Here is a 23269-nt window from a genome sequence, read left to right on the forward strand (position 1 = left end):
TTTATTTCTAGTTTCGACTCATATCCTAAGAGAATGAGAGCGGAGGAGGATTTTTTATGAATGAAAATGTAAAGGATGGTAACCAACAGGTATCAATCCAAGAACAGCCAACGGCACAAGTTGAGCGTAAACAGAGTAAGGATACTGTTACAAAATCGGGCTTAACATTGCGTGAATTAACCATTGTGGGCCTATTAGCGGCTATTACCATTATTTTAGGCCTTTCTGGCTATGGTATTATGGCATTAGGACCATTGAATGTTACTACATTACATGTACCAGCATTAATCGGTGCCCTTGTAGAAGGTCCTAAGGTCGGTGCATTTGTGGGGTTAATTTTTGGCGTCTATAGCTTCTGGCAAAATTTTACGGCACCGAATATTTTATCACCACTTTTTATTAATCCATTAATATCAGTATTACCTCGGATTATATTCCCTGTATTAGCTGTTTTGGTGTACAAAGCATTATGGAAGGTACCACAAGGTCCGCGCTTGATTGTTTCTGCATTTATGGGCACTATATTCCATACATGTATGGTAATGGGGTTAATCTATTTGATATACGCCGATATGTTCGCGCAGGCAATGCATCTTTCATCTGACCAAGTAATTGGAACTATTTTAGTATTGTCTGTTACTCATGGTATTCCTGAAGCAATTTTCGCAGGTGTTATTGTAACACCAATCGCATTAGCGTTGCGTAAAGCATTGCGTAAGGACGTACAAAAATAATTTATATTTTACATAGTTTGAATAACTATGATAAAATAATAGTAATACAATAAGTATTGAGGAGGATAATCATGGCTAAACGTATTCGTACAATCAACACTGAATCTTTACAAAAAACTGCTAAAACTGGCGGTTGTGGTGAATGCCAAACTTCTTGCCAATCCGCTTGCAAAACAAGCTGCACAGTAGGCAACCAAGTTTGCAAACAAAAATAATTAAAAGAGAGCCAATGGCTCTCTTTTTTTTATGTATGTATATATTACATACTATCTATGGTATATATTTATGAGGACTTTCAGCACGATAGACAAAAAATGTGGTACAATTATCTAGAAAGTTCTATATAGTTTAGCACTTTCACATACACATAATTTGGAGGTACCATGTTAGAATTAAAACCAATGATCCATAAGTTTCGGATGAAAGATAACTACTATTGTTTAGATGTAAATAGCGGTATCATTCACGTTATTGATGAACTCATTGATAAAGTATTAGATATATATGATGGAACGAATCGTGATGCAGTCCATGCCGCGTTAGATAGCTCTCAGGATCCTGTAGAATTAAATGAAATCATGGATGAATTAGATGAGCTCATCGCTGCAGAACAACTCTTTGCTCCTATGAGCACCGAATTCAAGCTCGTAGTTGGGGAAAAACCAATCGTTAAAGCATTGTGTCTTAATATTGCCCATGACTGTAATTTAGCATGTAAATATTGCTTTGCTAGTCAAGGCGATTACGGCGGTGTAAAACGCGAATTGATGAGCTTTGGTGTGGCTAAGCGAGCTGTTGATTTTCTCATTCAAATGAGTGGTACTCGTCAACATTGCGAAATCGATTTCTTCGGTGGTGAACCCCTTCTTAATTGGGACGTGGTGAAACAAACTGTAGAATATATTGAGCAAGAGGCGCCAAAACATAATAAAATCTTTAAATTGACGTTGACTACTAATGGTATGTTATTGTCTCAAGAGAAAATCGATTATGTAAACGAACATAAAATGAGCTTGGTCTTGTCTCTAGATGGCCGAGAAGATGTGCATAATGCTATGCGCCCAGTCGCTGGCAGTGGAGCTAACTCTTATGAGTATATTGCTAAAAATCTTGTAAATGCTGTAAAGCAACGTCATGGTTTAGAATATTATGTACGCGGTACATATACGCATAAGAATCTTGATTTTACTAAAGATGTATTGGCTATGTCTGATTTAGGCTTTGAACATTTATCCATGGAGCCTGTAGTAGGTGAAGAAGGCGATTATGTACTTCGCGAAGAAGATTGGCCAACGCTTGAGAAAGAATATGAAACATTAGCAGATATATATTTGCAACGTCAAAAGGACGGGTGGGGTGAGAAATTTAATTTCTTCCACTTCCGTATGGACTTGTACCGTGGACCTTGTATGGCAAAACGTTTGCGTGGCTGTGGGGCTGGTCATGAATATATGGCGGTCGTACCTAATGGAGATATTTATCCATGCCACCAATTTGTAGGAAAAGATGGTTACATCCTTGGTAATGTATATGAAGGTTTAAAAAACACTGAAATTCCAAAGGATTTCCGTAACACACATGTGTTTACAAAACCTACCTGTGCAGAATGTTGGGCTAAATTCTTCTGCTCTGGTGGCTGTCATGCCAATAACATTACATTGGGTGGAGATTTACAAACGCCTTATGAGTTTGGCTGTCGTCTACAAAAGAAACGAATTGAATGTGCTATCATGATTCAAGCTGAACTTGAACAAGCCGGCATCGATGGTAGTATTCCTGTAGCATTAGGATAGACATTTTAAATAAGATATATTTTGTAATAGGAGCCGCTATGGACACTAGATTGGATAAAAAACAAACTATTGAACGTTGGGGGATTCGATTTACAGGTATTGTACAAGGGGTCGGATTTCGACCCCTTGTTTCTATGTGGGCCCATCAATTAGGGATTAGTGGATTTGTATATAATGATAGTTCCGGTGTATATGTAGAGGCCCAATCCGACATAGATACATTGCAATTATTTGTTGATACGATTCAGGAAGAACAGCCGCGATTATGTCGTATCACACATGTGAGCATTACAAAGATTGGTCCATCTGTAAATGATGATGATAAGGGATTTGTTATCGCTCAGTCTCCTGTGGATGGTACTGTAAACACGTTTATTAGTGCCGATACATCACCATGTGATGATTGTTTGGCTGAAATGAAGGAATCTGGTAGGAGGTATGACTATCCTTTTATCAACTGTACCAATTGTGGACCTCGATATTCCATTATTAAATCTATGCCCTATGATCGAGAACGAACTACTATGTCTGATTTCACCATGTGTGAAGCTTGCCATGAGGAATACGTTGATGTGAATGGTCGTAGGTATCATGCGGAACCAAATGCTTGTGAACAATGCGGACCGAGCTATCAACTATTAGATAAGAATGGTAATCTCTGTATCGTTGATGACTGTTTTGAAACTGCTAGAGAAATGATATCAAATGGTGCGATTATTGCATTAAAGGGAATTGGTGGATATCACTTGGTTTGTGATGCTACTAATGATAAAGCAGTACAAATATTACGGGAGCGAAAGCATCGCAAGGATAAGCCCTTTGCTATTATGGCCGGTTCCATTGATATCGTAGAAGACTTTGCCGTCGTTAGCGATGGAGACTTAGATGCATTAAGCGCTATGGCAAGGCCTATTGTTTTATTAGAGAAAAATGATAATTTTCATGCGTCTATAAGTGAGTTAGTAGCCCCTAATAATCACTTGATTGGTGTTATGTTGCCTTACGCACCTATCCATCATGTGTTAGTACCGCATGATGCGAAATGGGTTATGACAAGTGGTAATGCGAGCGGTGATTCCGTTATTTATGATGATGAAAAAGCTTTTTTAAAATTACAGACTATAGCAGATTATTTTTTGACACATAATCGTCAAATTTATGCGCCTGTAGATGATTCGATTGTATCAGTGGTGGAAGATACACCTATTTTGATTCGGCGAAGTCGGGGGTATATTCCTGAACCAATTCATTGTGAGTCAATTACAGATCAACCAATACTCGCCATGGGCAGTGATTTAAAGAATACATTTGCGATTAATAAAAAGCAGGAGGTATTGTTAGGTCCTCATATAGGTGATTTGGCAAGTGAATCAACTCATGAAACCTTTGAGTGGACCATTAAACGATATGAACAGCTGTTTGATGTGAAGCCGAAAGCAATTGTCATGGATAAGCATCCATCATTTTTCTCTTCTAATTATGGTCGACAATTAAGTAAAACGCTAGATCTTCCGGCTATAGAGGTCCAACATCATCATAGTCACATCGCAGCTGTTATGGCTGAATACGATTTAAAATATCCTGTTCTTGGAATTTGTTTTGATGGCACTGGGTATGGTGACGATGATACGATTTGGGGCGGCGAATTTATGCTATGTTATGGCGCAGAGTATATGCGTGTTGCCCATATACATGTAGCGCCTTTGCCTGGTGGTGAAAAAGCGGTAAAAGAACCATGGCGTCAGGCTTTATGGTACTTACGGAATTATTATGGAGAAGAGTTACCTAATATATACAAAAAATGGTTAACCACATTGCCTAAAGGCTGGCAAATTCTAGATAAGGCATTGCAATCAGACATGTCCATGATGATGACATCTAGTGCAGGTAGATTATTTGATGTAATTGGTTGTTTGTTGGGCTTAGGAAATGAACACTCTTTTGATGCACAAATCGCCATAGCATTAGAATCTGCCTGTGCAAATGAAGAAGGTCGGTTGTTAGATTTTAACTATGATGGGCAAGTATTAGATCTCGTGCCTGCAGTTCAACAGATTATGGATAGCTATGCTCAAGGTGAAAGTGTATCTTCATTAGCAGCGAGCTTTCATAAAACACTGGCCATTGCTATTTGTGAAGTTGGAGCTGATTTGTGTGAACGCTATGGCATCGATGATGTATGTATCGGTGGTGGCGTTTTTCAAAATCGCAGACTATTAGCATCCTTACAGCATAAGTGGCATCATGGTACATTATATATTAATAAAAAAGTACCATGTAATGATGGTGGTTTATCGTTGGGACAATTGTGGATTGCTCATCAAAAAAATATATAAACGTATCATTGGTTACATAAGAGTTCTTAGTTTTATGATACAATTAAATTAATCAAAATATTTGGATTAATAGTTATAAATAGATGTATAAGTATATTTACAAAAGGAGGGCGTATGTGTTTAGCAGTACCAGCACAGTTAATTTCTATTAATGAAGCCATTGGCACAGTAGAATTAACAGGTGCAACGCGCGATTGTAGTTTGCTTCTCGTGCCAGATGCAAAGGTAGGAGACTGGTTATTAGTACATGCCGGTTTTGCAGTTCAAATTGTAGATGAAGAAGAAGCGAAGGCAACCTTAGATGCCTTCCGGGAGTTGGAAGAACTTGAAGAAGCTTACTTTGCAGGAAAAACAGAAAACAGCTGATGCTTTATTACACCGTATTAGCGAACTACATACACCTGGCGAACGGGTGCGAATTATGGAAGTTTGTGGTACACATACAGTATCTATTTTTAGAGAAGGGTTACGACAATTATTGCCATCGGGAATAGAATTAGTCAGTGGTCCTGGATGTCCTGTGTGTGTAACGGACCAAGTGTATATGGATAAAGCTCTAGAGTATGCCAAACGTGATGATGTTATTATTGCAACCTTTGGGGATATGCTAAAGGTGCCAGGTAGTTATAGTAGTCTTAGTGAAGCTCAAACACAGGGTGCTCATATTCATGTTATCTATACGCCGTTAGAAGTGTTGGAACTAAGTAAAAAATATCCGGATAAATATATAGTATTTTTAGCTATAGGGTTTGAAACGACGATTGCTGTCATCGGTGCCACTGTGAAAGCTGTAGCACAGGCTGGCTTGAAAAATGTATTATTCTTGGTGTCTCATAAATTGGTTCCACCCGCATTACGCGCTTTATTAGACCGACAAGTAGGACAAATTGATGGCTTTATCTTGCCAGGGCATGTCAGTGTTATTATTGGCGAAAAACCATATCAATTTTTACCGGATGAGTATAAAATTCCATCTTGTATCGCTGGATTTGATGGGGTAGAAATATTATCTGCTATCGTCAATATTTTAGAACAACGGAAAAGTGGTCATTTCGAAGTAGGTAATACCTATCACTCTGTTGTTATGAAAGAAGGCAATCCTGTGGCTGTGCGCATGATGAATGAAATATACGATGTGTGTGATGATGCATGGCGTGGCATTGGTAGAATCCCAAATTCTGGGTTAAAGCTTAATGATGACTATGCATTTTTAGATGCGGAAAAGGTGCTACCTATACAGCTAGAAAAACCATCTCTTGATCCTAAAGGCTGTCAATGTGGGAGCGTATTACAAGGTTTAATCAAACCTAATGAATGTCCGCTTTTTGGAAAAGCTTGTACACCGGATCATGCAGTAGGTGCTTGTATGGTATCTGTAGAAGGTAGTTGTGCTGCATGGTATAAGTATGGCTTTTCTAGTGGCGGATTAGCTTGGGAGGATTAATGGAACGAGTTCGTTTAGTTCATGGCAATGGTGGCCGCTTTAGCCACGAGTTGACAGAACGATTTATATTAAAATATTTTACTAATGATTTGTTAGCCCCCTTACATGATGGGGCACAATTTCCAGTATCATCTGGGCGAATGGCTTTCACAACGGATTCTTATGTTGTACAGCCAGCTTTTTTCCCGGGTGGCAATATAGGTAAATTAGCTGTATGCGGTACAGTTAACGACCTAGCTATGAATGGCGCTGTTCCGCAATATCTTAGCTGTGGTTTGATTTTAGAAGAAGGTCTTCCTTTCGACGAATTAGAAACAATTTTAAGCACTATGTCTGATATGGCAAAGCTTGCGAATGTACAAATTGTGACGGGTGATACGAAGGTCGTAAAAAAAGGTGAAGTTGATAAAATTTATATCAATACAGCCGGCATTGGTATGATTCCAGATGGCATAAATATAGGTCCGAATGTCGTAAAACCTAATATGGACATTATTCTGTCCGGATCTATTGGTGATCACTCTATAGCTGTCATGGGACAACGATTTGGACTAGAATTATCAGACTCTGTTAAGACTGATTGTGCTCCATTGCACCATATGGTTCATGCTGTTTTAAATGCAGTAGGGCCTCAGGTTGCACTATTGCGTGATCCTACGCGCGGTGGTGTGGGTACTGTTCTTAAAGAGATTGCCGAACAAAGTCAAGTGGGGATAAAGGTTGAGGAATCTAAGTTTATCATTCATGATGAAGTTCGTTCCGTTTGTGATATTTTAGGTTACGATCCTTTATACTTAGCAAATGAAGGTAAATGTATTTTCGTTGTAGAGCCGTCTGTAACAAATGATGTGCTAGATATTTTACATAGTTATCCAGAAGGCCGTGAAGCGACTCATATCGGTGTAACCATGGATAAAAATATTGGTAAAGTAGGCCTACAAACATCGATTGGCGGTGTTCGTCTAGTAGATTTATTGGGTGAAGATCAAGTGCCTCGAATCTGTTAAGTCTTCTGGTTATAATTGTATGATTTGCCGTTAAAACATAGCTAAAAATTAAATTGCATAAAATTCATAATAAACTCATTGTATTTTTATATAATTTTACTATCTTTAAGTGTAAGTATTTATACTTTCACTAGAAACTATGTATAGAATTTGTTAAAATATAAGTATCTATTAGGAGGCTTATCATGAAAAAGAAAATTATGACCGCTGTTCTAGGAATTTGTTTAACTACAACTGCATTTGGTGGCATTTTAACCACTCAAGCTGGCGGCTTAAGTAGTATCCTTGGTGGTGCTGCTAAAATTGGTGGCGTTGGCATTCTAGTTAGTAAATTTGGTCCACAAATTGATTCTTTCTTAAATAAATTACTAAAACAAAATAATTTGAGTACTGAATATACTACAAAGGTTGTACCTATCATTAGTATTGGTACAAAAGGGTACATTGGTGCTGCTCAAGTAACAGGCCCTGCATCTAGTATCGAACAAGTTAAGGCTGTTGCTCAAGTTGAAGGTAGCTTTAACGGCATGGTTCGTGTTAAAGGTTTAGTACCAGTAGATAGTACAAATCCAGTGGGCGCTTCCCGTGTTCAAGGTGTAGGTGTATCTGCACTTATTGATTTAAAAATTTAATGGCCACTGAGATACTTCCTTAGAAGTACTCAGAAAATAAGCACGGTCTTAGGCCCGTGCTTATTGTGCTGTTTAACGTATATGTCCCATAGAGGATAAGTTGTGGAGGATTATATGAAGAAGCAAGTACTTACACTTTTGATGGCATCTTTGTTGACAGGTACCGCATTTGCTGCACCTGGTACAGTAACGGAAAAAACACAAGTATTAGAAAGCACTGTATATGGTGCACCTCAAGATGGTGCCGTTGTGGATCGTATTAATCAATTGGATGAAACTGTATACGGCAACGGATTTTCTGGCAATACTGCTACATTGAGTAAACGTGTAGATTCTTTATATGATTCCGTTGAAGGTAGTGGTACAAACATTTCATTGCGTGAAGAAATGGACGCACTTGAATACACATACCAAAATAGCATTAATGATGGTTCTTTGGTAGAACGTGTTGAAAAGATGGAACGTAGCGTAAACGGTCGAATTTCAACAGGTCCATTACAAAAACGTATTATTAGTTTGAAAACCAAGGTATATGGTAGTAATGTAACTCTTACAAATCAAGTGGGAACATTATCTTCTGATCACGTGTTCAAGGTAACGCTAAATGATGCGGTATCCACAAAAACTAGCCATGAAGGGGATACAATTAAATTCACTGTTGCAGAAAATGTAATGGATGGTAATGTGTTGTTGGTGCCAGCTGGTACTGTGGGTTCCGCGACGATTACATCCTTGAAAAAAGCTCGCTCCTTTGGACGTAATGGTGCATTGGATATAACTTTTGACTCTGTTCCTGCTATTGATGGCACAGAATTTACTGCTGTACAAGGTAATGAGGCAAAGGAAAAAACAAAGGGTGAAATTAAAGCTGCTGGTGCCTCTGTGGCTGGTGCCGTTCTTCTTGGCCCTGTAGGCTTAGTGGGTGGTGCTTTCATCAAGGGTAAAAATATTGATTACCCAGTAGGTTCTACTGTATTTATTCAACCTCAAGACTCTGTGTCGATTCAAGGTCTTGTTATTGGCGGTGATGGATTAGCTCATAGTGATGATGAATTAGCTGAAGCTGTGACAGTACCGGCTGCAAATGATGATTCCGTAGATAGCACTGTAGATGAAGCCGATGATTCAACTGTGAACACTGATGAAGAAGATACAAACACTGCTGATACAGAAGAAGTAGAAGATACAAATGATACAGCAGAAAATGTTTCACAACCAATCGTCGTAGTAAAACGTAACCAATAGAGGAGTTTAGTAACCATGAGGAAACAAAGAGTACAATGGCTCGTGGCAGCATGCTTGCTTTGTTTAGCCCAGCCAGCGTGGGCTGCTTCAGACTCAATTACATATCAAGATAGTTTAGATAGTATATCTGAATCATATCCAGGTGAATTGCAACAACCTTCGACACCTGAACGCAGCAATATTCGTGTTGTTCGTCGTGGTGCTTCACCGATTACGGCACCAACAGAAAAATTACCAACTCGTGTTGATGCTGATAAAATGACATATTCTGGTAGTACTGGAGATGTAAATGCTTTTGGTAATGTAGTGGTTACACAAGGCAATCGTACATTACTAGCTAATCGTATCACTGGTAATACAAAAACCACAGAGTATCGAACTGCTGATGGCCCATATCGCTACTTAGAAGATGGAGGGAAAACTAAAAATCTTACTGGTGATGTTATGACCTATCGTACCAGTGACCAACATTTTGATGCCGGTCATACACAAGGTTGGTCTGATCCTTATTATGTGAAGGGGCAGAACTTATCTTATGATGGTCAAACTGGTTCCATCGAAAAAGGTATGATTACATCTAAGCATGCGATGGCATTCAAGCATACACCTGATTATCGCATTGAAGGTAGAGATATTAAGATATATCCTGGCGATAAAATGGTTATTCAACATCCAAGCTTTTACATTAAGAACTTTAAACTCTTTAGCTTGAAGTCTTATACGAAATCCTTGCGTGGTGATAAACAAGGGAAAGTAAGTACATTTTCCATTATGCCACGGCCTACTTACAATAGTGATGATGGCATCGGATTACGTGGCGATGCTGAGATACCATTGGGTAAGTCGGGTGAAGCTTATTTTGATTACAGATGGTATTTAAAATCTGGATTTAAGCCTCAAATTGGCTATCGTTATTTCCTACCTTGGGGAACGGCATCTATTGGATATAGTAAAGAATCCAATGAATATAATGATGAAACCGTATGGGTAGAAAAAATTGGTGAATTCCGTATTGATACACATAGTTATCATATTGGTCAATCTCCATTTACCGCACGTGGTGAAACAAGCATTGGTTATTGGAAGGAAGGTTCTGTAAAGGGCGCTCATAAGGGTTATAAGGTAGAAGTATCTCATGATCCAATTAATCTTTGGAAAAATGCTACATTGCGATTCTTCGGTGGGTACCAACGCGACTATTATGGCTATGATAAATCAATACGTAGTATGCCATATTGGGGAATTCAATTCCGTACAGTTGTGAATCCAAGAGTTAATGCGTGGATTTCCTATAACCAACGCAATATTAGTTATAATAATTCTCCATATCGTTTTGATAGTACAGAGCTTCCTAAAGAACTTATCTATGGTGGTTCCTTTAAATTGACACGTCTTGATGATATTTCTGTGAGCGTTAAGCAAAATATGATGAGTGGTAATATAGATGCTACTTATTATACATACCATCGAGATTTACACTCTTTTGATTTATATTTAACGTATAAAGATTCACATAAAAATGATAATAACCAATGGAAAATTAAATTCGTTGGTAAAGATTTCTAAGGAGTTTACATATGAAGTCTATTCGTAAGGCTGTCATTCCAGCAGCTGGATTTGGTACACGTTTTTTGCCAGCTACGAAAGCACAACCAAAGGAAATGTTGCCTATCGTCGATACACCGGCGATTCAATATATTGTAAAAGAAGCACTTGACTCTGGTATTGAGGAAATTCTTATCATAACAGGACGTAGTAAACGTGCTATAGAGGATCACTTTGACAGTAGTGTTGAATTAGAAGAACTATTGCAAAGACAAGGTAAAAATAAACAATTAGCCATGGTAAAGGATTTGGCGGATATAAAAATTCATTTTATTCGTCAAAAAGCACCTCGTGGTTTAGGTGATGCTGTATTATGTGCTAAAGCCTTTATTGGTGATGAGCCATTTGCTGTACTATTGGGTGATGACATTGTTTATAATCCGGAAAAACCATGCTTACAACAGTTGATGGATTGTTATGAAGAACATCCAGGCATCATATTGGGCGCTCAATTTGTACCGAAAGAAAAGGTGAGCTCCTATGGTATTGTGTCCGGAGAAGCGTTAGCCGATAACTTGTATCGCGTTCATGGTTTAGTAGAAAAACCAAGCGTTGATAAAGCACCTTCCAATTTAGCTGTTCTCGGACGCTATATTTTAACGCCTGATATTTTTGATATACTAGAAAATACAAAACCAGGTGTAAGTAATGAAGTGCAATTAACAGATGCGTTAGCCGCATCAAAAACGGATACCTATGCATTAGCTTATGAAGGTATTCGCTATGATACAGGCGATAAATTAGGCTATTTGAAAGCTACTGTAGAATATGCGCTTCGCAATGAGGAATTAGGTTCAGCATTTAAGGAATATTTAAAAGGATTGAAGTTATAAAATAGCTTATATATTCTTTCCACCTAAATATAAAATCGAAGCCACCATTGAGTATCAATGGTGGCTTTTGTTGTTAACTCATATATAGCACTAGGTTGACTATAGTGTTTCCGTTGATTATAATTTAATAGTAATGGTATAAATAAAACTATTATTATACTGGTTAAATTATAAGGAGTAATATGCGAAATCTATTAGCTCTTTTAACGGATGAAGAAACGTTAAATTTACCTACTAATTGCGTCATTACGAAGGCTTATTTTGATACGCAAGGCACAGATGCAACTGTGTTTCATGATGTAGAGTACAAAGGCAATCATATATCCGTTTGTATGTCCAATACGAGTGGTACGTTATGGGTTAATTTATTACAACTAACAAGACCTTTACAAATTCGTGAGACTCCTAAAGTTGATGATTCACTTAAAAGTATTACATTTACAAAGGATGAAATTATACAATTTGTAGAGGATGTAAATGATCGTAATCGTATACATCGTGAGGACCCTTATATTGTGCCAGGGTTACTTATACTTGAGTATCTTTGGACGCATATGATAAATAGTAATGCAAAGGTAGGCATGTCTATTCGTTTTTTATCTCCTATGCTTGCTAATGATTGTGTTTCTGTTGAAAGCCAACGTGAAGGTAATGTCTTAGTTGGCGCGTTAGATGATATGATTCTTTTTAAGGCTCGTCTCCATGATGAGCATAGAACGAATTAAGATTTTATGTGAATGAGGTATATTATGGAAGCAAGACGTTTAACAAAAATGGCTTTATTAACAGCTCTTTTGTGTGTATCAGCATGGATTTCATTTCCATTGCCATTTAGCCCTGCTATGGTGACAGCATTAACATTAGTTGCTACTTTGACAGGTTTATTACTGTCCCCTAAGGATACATTAATTGTATTTATCGTATATGTATTACTTGGAACCGTAGGATTGCCAGTCTTTGTAGGCGGTACATCTGGATTGGGTAAGTTACTCGGACCTACTGGCGGTTTTATTTTCTCTTGGCCCGTAGCGTATACATTATTAAGTATTTGTAAAGGTAAATCAAAAAGCTTTTTATCGTATAGCTGGCGTTCAATAGTTATTACTATTCCGGTCGTATATATTTTTGGTGTAGCTGGATTTATGATTGTTACAGGTACTCCATTCTGGGCATCTCTACCTATTGTGATGCTTCCATATATTCCAGGAGACATTGTTAAATGTTTAGTTGCCTCTTGGTTAGCGACAAAAATTAAAATATAATTATGATATGTGTAGGAGGTGTTGATAGTACACCTCCTTATTTATATGGAGTAATGTTATGCCTGTTTTTATTCATAATGGATTACGCACACCCATTGGTGTCGTAAATGGACAATATAAATCAATGCGCCCTGAATTACTTGGCGCCAAGGTATTAAATCAGCTATTTGACTCAGTAAAAGCATCTTCGTTGGATGCCATTTTTTGTGGCAATGCAGTTGGTACTGGTGGGAATATAGCAAGATTGATGGGACTTTATAGTCATTTACCTAATACGATACCAGCAGTTACAGTAGACATGCAATGTGCATCAGGTATGATGAGCGTTGAGATGGCCTATGCTCATATTGCATCAGGAATGATGGATACAGTCATTGCTGGTGGTATTGAAAGCTCATCTTTACAACCGCTAAGGACATATGCCGACCATGATGATCGCTGTGGTGATTATATGGTGGCACAATTTGCACCGAAGGAAATATCGCCTTTAGCAATGTTAGAAGGGGCTGAACGTACCATGATAAAACATTGTGTAGGTGTAGAGGAGTTAAATCCTTACATTATTAGGAGCCATCGATGTGCACAATATGCTTTAGAACAAGGAATACTTTCACCATATATACTGGACATTGAAATAGATGGAAAGCACTGTATTGATGAATCGATACGCCCATCTATGAATGAAAAGCTGTTAAATCGTATGAAGCCCTTATTGTGGCCTAATTCTATCACAACCGCTGGAAATGCATGCCTTACTCATGATGGTGCAGCCTTTGTTACATTGAGTAATCAAGAAGGACCATTTAGGATTGTGCATGCCATGCCTTGGGCAGGAGACCCTCTATATAGTCCTGAAGGTGCTTTGTTAAGTACAAAAACAATATTAGATGTGACTGATCTTTCACCAACAGCAATTGATGTATTTGAATGGAATGAAGCGTTCGCTGTTATCTCTGCTTTATTTGGACGAGAATATCCAGACCTTGTTGATAGATATAATATGCTTGGTGGTGCACTAGCCTATGGGCATCCGTATGGCTGTTCTGGCGCTATGCTTTTGATACATTGCATGGCAGCTCTAGAGTACTGCAATGGTCACTATGGACTATGTGCCATTGCTGGAGCTGGCGGTACGGGAACAGCTATGATTATTGAGCGTATGTAGATAAGGATCTTACGATGAATATGATATTACAGGCCATATTTAACCATGGTCATAAGCAGAACTTGGATACTGCCATTATTATAGATGGGGTTCACTATACGTATAGGAATCTATATGATGCTGTTATTGAAAGAGTACAAGGGATAGAGAATGACAACTGTATTACATCAATTATAAATGGTAAACGTCATATTATTTTTATAGATACAGAGTCTGTATATGAACAATTGATATTGTGGCTAGCCGCCTTATATAACGGATATATTCCCATTGTTTCCCACCCGCACATGGATAGTAACTACCGTAGTGAATTAATGAGTTTACTCGGTTCTATAGAAATTCCATTAGAAGCACAGTTTGGCGTTCTTACATCTGGTACAACAGGTATGCCAAAACCTTTGTGGCGAACTGAAAAATCGTGGGCTGATTATTTTGATGTACAAAATGATATCTTTCATATCGATCATACGACGCGTATATTTGTACATGGCAGTTTTAGCTTTACAGGCAATACGAATATGATATTAGCTGTATTATGGGCAGGTGGACAGATAGTTACGAGTGATAAAATGCAACCGAAGAGATGGCAATCATTGATTCAATATCATCGTTGCACTCATATTTATATTTTGCCTACAAAACTGCGTTTACTATTACGTTGGAATCATAGTGTATCTTCTTGTGTACGATATATTATCGCCGGTTCACAAGTTGTAGATAGAGAATTGTTACATTCTTTACACATGCTCTATCCTTCGATGGAATTTATTCTGTACTATGGTGCATCAGAGTTAAACTATATTAGCTATTGTACTGGTGAAGAATGGCATACGTATCCTGGCACCGTAGGACGGCCGTTTCCAGGCGTTACAGTCGAGGTACAAGATGAGTATATCTATGTGTCTACACAGTTCGGTATATGTGGACTTGATGGAATGGTAACAGTGGGTGACAAGGGGCACTGGTCTGGGAATTATCTAATATTTGATGGCCGTAATGGGGATATTATTAATCGCAGTGGCTATAAGGTTGCTGTATTAGATTTAGAATCGCAGTTACAAGTATTACCAACAGTAGAGGATGTTGCTGTTATTGGGGTACCTGATTCATTGCGTGGAGAAGAGGTTGTCGCCTTTATCGTACCGGCTACGGGTGTTACATCAGAAGAGGTAGAGTGTGATGTACGACAATCGATTCCTCATGAGAATCAACCAAAATATTTTCGATATATTGATGCAATACCATTAACAGATTGTTCAAAAATAGACAAAGAATTGCTAAAAGAATGGTATAATAAAGAGTAATATTTTTATCCTTTAGGAGTTATCATGCAAATTAATAAAGCAGCCCTAGAGATTTTTGATTTTACATCATCTTTAGCGGTCTATTCTGAACATGAATTAAAAATAGGTGAACAAGATATACATGACTATATTGCGGGGCATGTAACGAAGGCCTTTAAAGACCCTGGTGCGAGAACAGGAACATTACATGCACATAGCCCTATGGGAAAACGAATCGGCGAATATAAAGGTGGAGAAATCTCCTTTATCACGTTATCTAAAGAGTTAGGGGAGAAAACCTTTGACTATATGAAACAAGCAACAGTTGGGGTTGTCATTGATACTATCGTGTGTGATGTAGTCACTGATACGAGTTATATTTGTATGCTCTTATGCCAAGCTCATGATGCCTTTACACATCAGTTATTTAGCGAAGATGATGGTTCGTTATCAACAGAGCTTGTGCCACATAAGGCTGTATTGCCTATGCCGACACAAAAATTACGAGCTTTTGTGGCAATAAATACTATGGATTTGTCAGTTCGCATCTTTGAACCTAAAGGGGAATATGATGGCGAAGTTTGTTATATTTTAGCTGATAAGGTATTGCAACTCGGAACGGATCAATCCTCTAGAGATACGGTTAAAAAGGTAAAGGCCATCGTAGATAAGGTGGCTCAAGCTCATGAGTCAGATGGTGTAGTAGAGCTGACGATGGCAAAATCTATGATTGCTAAAAATGCAGAGGTATCTGATACGGTTAATCCTGTTCGTATTGTAGAAGAGGTATTCAAATCTAATCCTATACAACAAGAGGCGGCCAAGAAAGAATTAGCAGAGCAAGATATGATGCGGCCTTTACCTGTGAATCGCGAATTTGCTACGAAGGTTGGGGAGCATCATAAGATTAAAACCGATACAGGTATAGAAATTTCCTTTCCTGTAGAATATATGAAAAATCGTGAATTCATCGAAATCAAAACAAATGATGATGGTACGTTACGCATAGAATTAAAGAATATAAATAAAATTGTTAATAAATAGGAGGCTCTTGTATGAGTAAAGAAAAGCATAAAAAGACAAATGCATTACGCATATTAGATACTCATCACATAGCATATACGATTGGCGAATATGAATGGTCTGAAGAACGAGGTCAAGGTGTTCATGTAGCTGATGAACTAGGTCTTGATGAAAAAGAAGTATTTAAAACTTTAGTGGGCAAGGGTGATAAAACTGGATATGTAGTATTTTGTATTCCTGTAGCTGAAGAATTAGATATGAAGCAAGCTGCACGTGTAAGTGGTAATAAATCGGTAGAGTTAATTCACGTAAAGGATTTATTAGGTATAACAGGTTATTTGCGTGGTGGTTGCTCCCCAGTAGGAATGAAAAAGCAATTTTCTACATATTTTGATGAAACCATGCAAGCTCAAGAGGCTGTATACGTTAGTGCAGGGTTACGGGGTATGCAGATGCATGTGAATCCACAAGATTTGCAATCTGTGGTAAATGCCGAATTTGTACCGCTTACCATGAAACATTAGGAGGTTGTATGGCGAAGAAATTTTATGCTGTAAAGGCAGGCCGTACGCCAGGTATTTATGAAACTTGGAGCGATTGTGAAAAACAGGTAAAAGGTTTTGGTGGTGCTATCTATAAATCGTTTCCTACAAAAGCAGAAGCTCAGGCTTTTATAGGTGATGAAGGGATGAGCATCGGAGACTATCTTGCAGCATCAAAGACATCAAAAATAACTGATGCAAAAAAATCTATAGCTCCTGATTTTTCAGAATTCAATCATTTAATTGCTTATATCGATGGTAGTTATGATAAATATAACCAATCCGTAGGTTCCGGAGGTATAATGTTTCTAAACGGTAATAAAGAAACATTTTCGTTCGGCACACAGGATGCGAAATATACAGAGTTTTGGAATGTGTCTGGTGAGTTACTAGCCGCTATGCATGTTATGCAGTATGCTTTGACTCATGGAATTCCAAAGTGTTCCTTATATTATGATTATATGGGGATAGAAAGGTGGGCCACGAAGAAGTGGAAACGAAATAATGTATTAACCAACGAATATGCAACATTTTGTGAAGGTATATTTCCACATGTGAAAGTATGCTTTCACAAGGTAAATGCTCATACAGGTGATACATATAATGAAATGGCTGACCAACTCGCGAAGGCAGGGGCAGCTAAAGGTAAATAATATAAAAGGGGAAAACAATGCGTGTTTGTGTAACGGGGGGCGCCGGATTTATAGGGTCCCATTTAGTAGATCGACTCATAGCATTAGGTCATACAGTATTAGTAATAGATAATCTTTCCACAGGGGTACGGGAGTTTGTCAATCCAGAGGCTACATTCGCTGAGGTAGATGTAAGAGATTCTAACATAGACTCTATTTTTGCAGATTTTAAACCTCAGGTAGTATTTCATGAAGCGGCACAAACGATGGTACCAGCATCTATGGAAAATCCTAAGATGGATTGTGATGTGAATCTAATAGGATTAATCAATATGCTCGAAGCAGCTAGAAAGCATAAGGTAGAACATTTTCTAATGCCGTCCTCTGCTGCAGTGTATGGTGATCTCGATACATTACCTTTAACAGAAGAGATGTCTGGTAAACCAACATCATTTTATGGCCTTACTAAATTGACAGCTGAAGGGTATTTACGTATTTATGAACAAGCTTTTGGATTAAAAACAGTGTGCTTTAGATATGCCAATGTATATGGGCCACGTCAAGGTGATGGTGGCGAAGGCGGTGTAATTAGTATTTTTAACCGTCTCGTTAATGAAGATAAACCGCTTACCATATTTGGGGATGGTGAGCAAACACGTGACTTTGTATATGTGGCCGATGTTGTTGAAGCTAATATTAAAGCCATGAATCATCCTGATTTAACAGGCATTTATAATATTTCTACTAATACGAGTACATCTGTAAATGAACTGGTATCTTATTTTACATCTATCAGTGGAAAACAAATTGTAACTAATTATGAACCAGAACGAGTTGGCGATATTCGCCATTCTCGTTTATGTAATGAAAAAGCTAAAAAGGATTTTGGATTTGAAGCCACTGTTGGGTTGGAACGTGGATTGGGTGATACCCTCTCATATTTTAAGGGGAAATAAAATATAGTATTATGAGTGAAACGTATTTTCTGATTACCATGGCCGTATGGAATTTTATTGTCTTTTGTATATATGGATATGATAAGTTTTCCGCTATAAAGGGGTATGAGCGGATTTCTGAATTTACATTGCTATTTTTAGCATTTGCCTTTGCAGGGATAGGTGCATTATTAGGCATGGTACTATGTCATCATAAAACAGCAAAATTGAAATTTAAGTTATTGATTCCCATCGCTATTCTTTGGTCCGTATTTGGTATCGGTTATGGCTATGGTTGGATTGGTGCATAAAGGAGATACTTGATGTTACAGTTAGATTCTGGATTTGAGCTAGATTATAACAATATCTATAATGAAAGCTGCATACAGGCAAGGGACATACAAAATTTTGAACGGGCCATTCAAAATGTATGGCGTCATACTAATATTTTGCGATCCACAGGTTATGAAGAAGGCCACCTTTCTAAAGATGGTCAACCAGAACCAATTTTGTTTTATCAGTTGCCATATATATCGGAAAACGGTATCAATACACCGGATATGATGGCTCGTTTACATGATTTAGGTGAGTATGCTCGTCAACATATCGATACAGTTGTATCCATTGGCATTGGTGGATCCTACTTAGGTAGTAAGGTTCTATTTGATGTGCAATGTGGTTCATTCTGGAATAACTATACTGATGAAGAACGAAATGGCTATCCAAGATTTTACTTTGCCGGTTTTAATGTGGATGGACCGTATTTGGAAGGGCTTATTAAAACATTAGTATCTCAGGCTGATGAAAAGGGTAGTGACTATAAGGTCATGCTTGTAGTTACATCAAAATCTGGCTCTACCATTGAACCGATGGCTAATTTTATGATTCTTCAAAAAGCGCTTGAAGATAATCATATTAATTATGAAGTTACTGTTGTTACAGAAACAAATGATGAGGCGCATCCTACCATTCTTCATGATATGGCTATCAAGCATCAATGGAGAACATTCTCCGTTCCCTATGGAGTAGGCGGCCGATTCTCCGTTTTTACTGAGGTCGGATTTGTTACAGCTGCTCTTGTGGGCTTTGATATCGAAGGCTTCTTGGCTGGTGCTGCATCGATGGATATGGCTTGCCAAGAAGAGGATGTTTATAAAAATCCTGCACTATTTAGTGCATTATTGAAATATATTGCGTCTGAGCGATATGGACGTATTATCGAGGTATTCATGCCCTATGGTGAGTCTCTACATTCACTATCTGATTGGTATGTACAACTCCTATCCGAATCATTAGGTAAAATGAGTAATACCTGTCTTCCTTATGGTCGTACACCTGTTCCTGCTGTTGGTACAATGGATATGCATGCTCAAGTGCAAGAACATCAAGAAGGGCGACTCAATAAGGTAGTTCAATTTATTAAGGTACGAGACTGGAATACATCACTAGTTGTTCCTAATTTATATAGTGAATATGATAAACTGGATGCCATAGGGGATATTCCTATTAGCGATATATTAAATAGTGCACTCGATGCGAATCGTGAGGCACTATCGATAGATAATCGTTTTAATATGACCATATCTGTACCAACATTAAATGCATTCCATTTAGGGGAAATCATGTTCATGCATTGTTGGGCTGTGTATTTTGAATCGATTTTAGCCGGTGTTGATGCCTTTGATCAACCTGGTGTTGAAGTTTATAAACGCTTGATTGGTCCAAAACTTCAAGCCATGAAAAAGTTGTAGTTATTAAGGGGGAGTAAGTATATGAATATCTTAGTAACAGGTGGTGCTGGTTATATAGGTAGTCATACGGTTAGAGCATTAATCCAGGCTGGGTTTACACCTATTGTAGTTGACAATTTTTCGCGTGGTCATCGTAGTTCTATTCCTAAAGGGGTTAAGGTCATAGAGTTAGATATTGCAGATTCAAAACTCGTGAACGTCATGAAAGATAATAATATAAAGGGTATTATGCATTTTGCTGCACACTCTCAAGTAGGGGAATCTATGATAAACCCTTCTATTTACTATGAGAACAATGTTGTAGGATCTTATCGCCTTATAGAATCAGCAAGACAGGCGAGTGTACAACATTTTGTATTTTCAAGTACAGCCGCAGTTTACGGTGAACCTGAGGTAGTACCTATTGTAGAAACAGCTAAATTACAGCCAACTAATGTTTATGGTCGCACCAAGTTGATGATTGAAGAAATGCTTCATGACTATAGCTCTATTTATGGTTCTACATATGTAGCATTACGTTATTTTAATGCGGCTGGTGCAGATGAAAGTGGCGATATTGGTGAAGATCATTCTCCAGAAACTCATTTAATTCCATTAGTATTAGAGGCTGCTTTAAAAAAGAGACCGCATATTACTGTTTTTGGAACTGATTATGATACTGCTGATGGTACATGTATTCGTGATTATATTCATGTTACTGATTTAGCATCTGCCCATGTATTGGCTATGAACTACTTGATTAATGGTGGTGAATCAAGAGCTTTTAACTTAGGCAGTGGTAATGGTTTTTCTGTAAAAGATATTATAGAAACGGCTAAAAAGGTAACTGAAATTGATATTCCTGTCGAGTATGGTGAACGTCGCGCAGGGGACCCAAGTACATTAATTGCATCTTCGGATTGCATTAAGAATGTTCTAGGCTGGAATCCACAACATAGTGAATTATCACACATCATAGGGGATGCATGGCGTTGGCATCAATCTCATCCAATGGGTTATGATGATAAATAAAATTTTATAACTGATATTTTATAATTTGTCAAGGACACTAATAGTCACGGGGGTGACTATTAGTGTCCTATTTTTATGTATATTTGTGTTGCATACTGATACTAGATAGATATTTTAATTCTACTATGTGAAAGGAGTCCTGATGAATGAACATACAGGAACGTTTACGAGAAAAATTGTATCCTTATGTGACTCAATGTAAACGATACAAGAAGAGTCTAGGTGTATTGTTTGTATTAGGTGGAATAGCAATTGGTTGGGGCATATTTTATACACCTGAGGCTGATTATGTCCAGATGGAGCCTGATTCAACGGTAATGTCGAAATCAGAAGATAAATCTCATGAAATAACATTGTTATACAGTACGAGTAATAACTTGCGAGCTCTTCCTTGGCATGAGGTATTAGGCGAATCATTAGACAAAAGTAATGTATCTTCAATACATATGATGGATGAAGAACATAGCGGTGAAGGTCAGCAGAACTTAGATAATAAAGATGATTCATCAAAGGTAAAACCAGGTAAACGGAGACATAGTAAGAAGATAGTAGACCAAGATAGCAGTTCTAGTGCAGAAACAGTTACAACAAAACATAATAAGCAGAAAACAATTCATGTTAATGGTGTAATACATGGCCCTCAATGGGCTGTAATTTTAAGCAGTGGCACAGAATCTACTGTTGTTATGGAAGGTGATTCTTGGCATGGTGTAAAGGTAATTAATGTAGATGAAAATGGTGTAACCCTTGATGAAGGAGGCAATGTACGATGTGTATCTATTGGCGAATCATGATTATAGTTTTATTCTTAGGTGTAATAGAAAATCCTTGTGTATGGGCGAAAGAATCGATACATGTACAACAATCTGAGTCAGGTCAAAATACATATAGTATGACGGTTAGCAAGGCGCCTTTGTCCGATGTGGTAGAGGCCATCAGTCGTAGTTATAAAATGGATATACTTGGTATTAACACATTGAACGGAACTGTGACAGGAACGATACACGGTAAGTCACCATTAGACATGCTACATCATTTAGGGGATATGTATCATTTTGATATACAGGATGATCAGGGCGTGGTAACCGTTATAGGGCATTCTAGTGCTAAGGAGCATCGTCATGTAGTGGTAGTAGAACCAAAGATGGCATCATCGACATCGCTAGAATCTGTCATAAAAACAGTAGTACCTAATGGAAAATTCTCTGTGCATAAGGAAACGAATCAGATTGTATTAAATGTAACAGGAGACGAGGAAAAAGGGGTAAACTCTATCATTCAATCTGTAGATAGAGATATGAAACAAGTGCGCTTGGAAGCTACTATTATGGCTATGGAGCATTCCTATACGAAGGAGACGGGATTTAGATGGTCCTGGTTGAGTTTAACCGGACATGGTAATGACAAGACAAATTCCTATGGTGCTATTTCTTTTGGAAAAGCTCCAGATGGAGAAGCTTATAAATTTTTTGTTAAACCTGAGCTTAGCCTTTTAGAAACATCGGGAAAGGCAGTTGTTATTGCAACCCCTTCCATTATGGCCTTAAATGGTGAAGCCGCACATATTTTGATAGGTGAACGAATTCCTGTAATCGAAGAGTCAATTTCTAATGGTGAAAGAAAAAGATCCATTCATTACGAAGAGGTCGGTATTAAACTTGACTATACACCGATAGTGACGAAAAATGGTATGATTGATACGTCTATACGAGCAGAGGTGAGTTCACCTATTATGGTATCTGAGATGAAATCTTATAAAATAACTACTCGACAAGCACAGACTAGAGTGCGTCTACAACCAGGAGAAGTATTGGTTATCGGTGGCTTAATGGATAATCGGGATCAAAAACAGATTGAGAAAATCCCGATACTCGGTGATATCCCTTTATTAGGTAAATTATTTAGGCATAGCCGGAAGACAAAGGATAGCGTGGAAATGGTCATTTTGGTGAAAGCGACTGTGGTATAATAATAGTTACGAAATGATAAAGGAGGTATTGAATGGAACGCATTCGAATGATCGGCCTAGGAAAATC

The 23269-nt window shown here is 38.0% G+C and carries 24 protein-coding genes; all 24 read left to right on the plus strand.

What is annotated here, in order from left to right:
- Positions 1–56: 56 nt before the first annotated feature.
- The 24 genes from RYP29_RS03425 (at position 57) to RYP29_RS03540 (ending at position 23202) form a co-directional block, all read left to right on the plus strand.
- Positions 57–734, plus strand: a complete 678-nt coding sequence (locus RYP29_RS03425; RefSeq protein ID WP_311531817.1) for an ECF transporter S component — start codon at positions 57–59, stop codon at positions 732–734.
- A gap of 71 nt (positions 735–805) precedes the next feature.
- Positions 806–949 carry a six-cysteine ranthipeptide SCIFF gene (gene scfA / locus RYP29_RS03430; protein ID WP_004693318.1) on the plus strand — a complete coding sequence of 48 codons (144 nt, stop codon included), beginning with the start codon at positions 806–808 and terminating at the stop codon, positions 947–949.
- Positions 950–1117: 168 nt separating this feature from the next.
- On the plus strand, positions 1118–2527 hold the full coding sequence (scfB, locus tag RYP29_RS03435; protein ID WP_311531818.1) for a thioether cross-link-forming SCIFF peptide maturase: 1410 nt from the start codon (positions 1118–1120) through the stop codon (positions 2525–2527).
- 38 nt (positions 2528–2565) lie between these two features.
- Entirely contained in the window at positions 2566–4863 is a 2298-nt protein-coding gene (gene hypF / locus RYP29_RS03440; protein ID WP_311531819.1) for a carbamoyltransferase HypF, read from the plus strand.
- A 114-nt stretch (positions 4864–4977) separates the two neighbouring features.
- Positions 4978–5229, plus strand: a complete 252-nt coding sequence (locus RYP29_RS03445; RefSeq protein ID WP_005376745.1) for a HypC/HybG/HupF family hydrogenase formation chaperone — start codon at positions 4978–4980, stop codon at positions 5227–5229.
- Positions 5189–6307, plus strand: a complete 1119-nt coding sequence (hypD, locus tag RYP29_RS03450) for a hydrogenase formation protein HypD (RefSeq protein ID WP_311531821.1) — start codon at positions 5189–5191, stop codon at positions 6305–6307. The genes RYP29_RS03445 and hypD overlap by 41 nt, the downstream gene beginning before the upstream one ends.
- A complete protein-coding gene (hypE, locus tag RYP29_RS03455) occupies positions 6307–7314 on the plus strand; it encodes a hydrogenase expression/formation protein HypE (protein WP_311531822.1) in 1008 nt (335 codons plus the stop codon). Before hypD ends, hypE begins: the two co-directional genes overlap by 1 nt.
- Before the next feature lie 185 nt (positions 7315–7499).
- Positions 7500–7946 (plus strand): hypothetical protein, encoded by a 447-nt coding sequence (locus RYP29_RS03460; protein WP_005376809.1) that lies wholly within the window; start codon positions 7500–7502, stop codon positions 7944–7946.
- A gap of 114 nt (positions 7947–8060) precedes the next feature.
- Entirely contained in the window at positions 8061–9191 is a 1131-nt protein-coding gene (locus RYP29_RS03465; RefSeq protein WP_311531824.1) for a hypothetical protein, read from the plus strand.
- A 15-nt stretch (positions 9192–9206) separates the two neighbouring features.
- The gene (locus RYP29_RS03470; protein ID WP_311531826.1) at positions 9207–10757 is read left to right on the plus strand and encodes an LptA/OstA family protein; all 1551 of its coding nucleotides are present in this window, start codon (positions 9207–9209) and stop codon (positions 10755–10757) included.
- Between the two features lie 11 nt (positions 10758–10768).
- On the plus strand, positions 10769–11629 hold the full coding sequence (gene galU, locus RYP29_RS03475; protein WP_311531828.1) for a UTP--glucose-1-phosphate uridylyltransferase GalU: 861 nt from the start codon (positions 10769–10771) through the stop codon (positions 11627–11629).
- 182 nt (positions 11630–11811) lie between these two features.
- Complete coding sequence (locus RYP29_RS03480) at positions 11812–12354, plus strand: hypothetical protein (RefSeq protein ID WP_311531830.1); 543 nt, start codon at positions 11812–11814, stop codon at positions 12352–12354.
- A 24-nt stretch (positions 12355–12378) separates the two neighbouring features.
- Entirely contained in the window at positions 12379–12891 is a 513-nt protein-coding gene (locus RYP29_RS03485; protein WP_005376891.1) for a biotin transporter BioY, read from the plus strand.
- Positions 12892–12949: 58 nt separating this feature from the next.
- Positions 12950–14056 (plus strand): thiolase family protein, encoded by a 1107-nt coding sequence (locus tag RYP29_RS03490; protein ID WP_311531832.1) that lies wholly within the window; start codon positions 12950–12952, stop codon positions 14054–14056.
- Positions 14057–14070: 14 nt separating this feature from the next.
- A complete protein-coding gene (locus tag RYP29_RS03495; protein ID WP_311531833.1) occupies positions 14071–15360 on the plus strand; it encodes an AMP-binding protein in 1290 nt (429 codons plus the stop codon).
- Positions 15361–15384: 24 nt separating this feature from the next.
- Positions 15385–16383, plus strand: coding sequence for a nucleoid-associated protein (locus RYP29_RS03500; protein WP_311531834.1), 999 nt, complete (start codon positions 15385–15387; stop codon positions 16381–16383).
- 11 nt (positions 16384–16394) lie between these two features.
- The gene (gene ybaK, locus RYP29_RS03505) at positions 16395–16886 is read left to right on the plus strand and encodes a Cys-tRNA(Pro) deacylase (protein ID WP_311531835.1); all 492 of its coding nucleotides are present in this window, start codon (positions 16395–16397) and stop codon (positions 16884–16886) included.
- Between the two features lie 8 nt (positions 16887–16894).
- Positions 16895–17557, plus strand: a complete 663-nt coding sequence (locus RYP29_RS03510; protein ID WP_311531837.1) for a ribonuclease H family protein — start codon at positions 16895–16897, stop codon at positions 17555–17557.
- Positions 17558–17574: 17 nt separating this feature from the next.
- Positions 17575–18492: an NAD-dependent epimerase/dehydratase family protein gene (locus RYP29_RS03515; RefSeq protein WP_311531838.1), complete on the plus strand. Its 918-nt coding sequence runs from the start codon at positions 17575–17577 to the stop codon at positions 18490–18492.
- A gap of 11 nt (positions 18493–18503) precedes the next feature.
- On the plus strand, positions 18504–18782 hold the full coding sequence (locus tag RYP29_RS03520) for a DUF1294 domain-containing protein (RefSeq protein WP_038141168.1): 279 nt from the start codon (positions 18504–18506) through the stop codon (positions 18780–18782).
- 12 nt (positions 18783–18794) lie between these two features.
- Positions 18795–20222, plus strand: a complete 1428-nt coding sequence (locus tag RYP29_RS03525) for a glucose-6-phosphate isomerase (protein WP_311531840.1) — start codon at positions 18795–18797, stop codon at positions 20220–20222.
- 21 nt (positions 20223–20243) lie between these two features.
- A complete protein-coding gene (gene galE, locus RYP29_RS03530) occupies positions 20244–21233 on the plus strand; it encodes a UDP-glucose 4-epimerase GalE (RefSeq protein WP_009660880.1) in 990 nt (329 codons plus the stop codon).
- A 146-nt stretch (positions 21234–21379) separates the two neighbouring features.
- Positions 21380–22027, plus strand: coding sequence for a hypothetical protein (locus RYP29_RS03535; protein ID WP_009660862.1), 648 nt, complete (start codon positions 21380–21382; stop codon positions 22025–22027).
- Complete coding sequence (locus RYP29_RS03540) at positions 22003–23202, plus strand: secretion protein (protein WP_311531843.1); 1200 nt, start codon at positions 22003–22005, stop codon at positions 23200–23202. The genes RYP29_RS03535 and RYP29_RS03540 overlap by 25 nt, the downstream gene beginning before the upstream one ends.
- Positions 23203–23269: the final 67 nt, after the last annotated feature.

The sequence above is a fragment of the uncultured Veillonella sp. genome (genome assembly GCF_963534045.1).
Taxonomy (GTDB): domain Bacteria; phylum Bacillota; class Negativicutes; order Veillonellales; family Veillonellaceae; genus Veillonella.

Bases quoted from the DNA above. Each gene is read 5' to 3' on its own strand.
- RYP29_RS03425 (WP_311531817.1), top strand. From the start codon at position 57: ATGAATGAAAATGTAAAGGATGGTAACCAACAGGTATCAATCCAAGAA.
- scfA (WP_004693318.1), top strand. From the start codon at position 806: ATGGCTAAACGTATTCGTACAATCAACACTGAATCTTTACAAAAAACT.
- scfB (WP_311531818.1), top strand. From the start codon at position 1,118: ATGTTAGAATTAAAACCAATGATCCATAAGTTTCGGATGAAAGATAAC.
- hypF (WP_311531819.1), top strand. From the start codon at position 2,566: ATGGACACTAGATTGGATAAAAAACAAACTATTGAACGTTGGGGGATT.
- RYP29_RS03445 (WP_005376745.1), top strand. From the start codon at position 4,978: ATGTGTTTAGCAGTACCAGCACAGTTAATTTCTATTAATGAAGCCATT.
- hypE (WP_311531822.1), top strand. From the start codon at position 6,307: ATGGAACGAGTTCGTTTAGTTCATGGCAATGGTGGCCGCTTTAGCCAC.
- RYP29_RS03460 (WP_005376809.1), top strand. From the start codon at position 7,500: ATGAAAAAGAAAATTATGACCGCTGTTCTAGGAATTTGTTTAACTACA.
- RYP29_RS03465 (WP_311531824.1), top strand. From the start codon at position 8,061: ATGAAGAAGCAAGTACTTACACTTTTGATGGCATCTTTGTTGACAGGT.
- RYP29_RS03470 (WP_311531826.1), top strand. From the start codon at position 9,207: ATGAGGAAACAAAGAGTACAATGGCTCGTGGCAGCATGCTTGCTTTGT.
- galU (WP_311531828.1), top strand. From the start codon at position 10,769: ATGAAGTCTATTCGTAAGGCTGTCATTCCAGCAGCTGGATTTGGTACA.
- RYP29_RS03480 (WP_311531830.1), top strand. From the start codon at position 11,812: ATGCGAAATCTATTAGCTCTTTTAACGGATGAAGAAACGTTAAATTTA.
- RYP29_RS03485 (WP_005376891.1), top strand. From the start codon at position 12,379: ATGGAAGCAAGACGTTTAACAAAAATGGCTTTATTAACAGCTCTTTTG.
- RYP29_RS03490 (WP_311531832.1), top strand. From the start codon at position 12,950: ATGCCTGTTTTTATTCATAATGGATTACGCACACCCATTGGTGTCGTA.
- RYP29_RS03495 (WP_311531833.1), top strand. From the start codon at position 14,071: ATGAATATGATATTACAGGCCATATTTAACCATGGTCATAAGCAGAAC.
- RYP29_RS03500 (WP_311531834.1), top strand. From the start codon at position 15,385: ATGCAAATTAATAAAGCAGCCCTAGAGATTTTTGATTTTACATCATCT.
- ybaK (WP_311531835.1), top strand. From the start codon at position 16,395: ATGAGTAAAGAAAAGCATAAAAAGACAAATGCATTACGCATATTAGAT.
- RYP29_RS03510 (WP_311531837.1), top strand. From the start codon at position 16,895: ATGGCGAAGAAATTTTATGCTGTAAAGGCAGGCCGTACGCCAGGTATT.
- RYP29_RS03515 (WP_311531838.1), top strand. From the start codon at position 17,575: ATGCGTGTTTGTGTAACGGGGGGCGCCGGATTTATAGGGTCCCATTTA.
- RYP29_RS03520 (WP_038141168.1), top strand. From the start codon at position 18,504: ATGAGTGAAACGTATTTTCTGATTACCATGGCCGTATGGAATTTTATT.
- RYP29_RS03525 (WP_311531840.1), top strand. From the start codon at position 18,795: ATGTTACAGTTAGATTCTGGATTTGAGCTAGATTATAACAATATCTAT.
- galE (WP_009660880.1), top strand. From the start codon at position 20,244: ATGAATATCTTAGTAACAGGTGGTGCTGGTTATATAGGTAGTCATACG.
- RYP29_RS03535 (WP_009660862.1), top strand. From the start codon at position 21,380: ATGAACATACAGGAACGTTTACGAGAAAAATTGTATCCTTATGTGACT.
- RYP29_RS03540 (WP_311531843.1), top strand. From the start codon at position 22,003: ATGTGTATCTATTGGCGAATCATGATTATAGTTTTATTCTTAGGTGTA.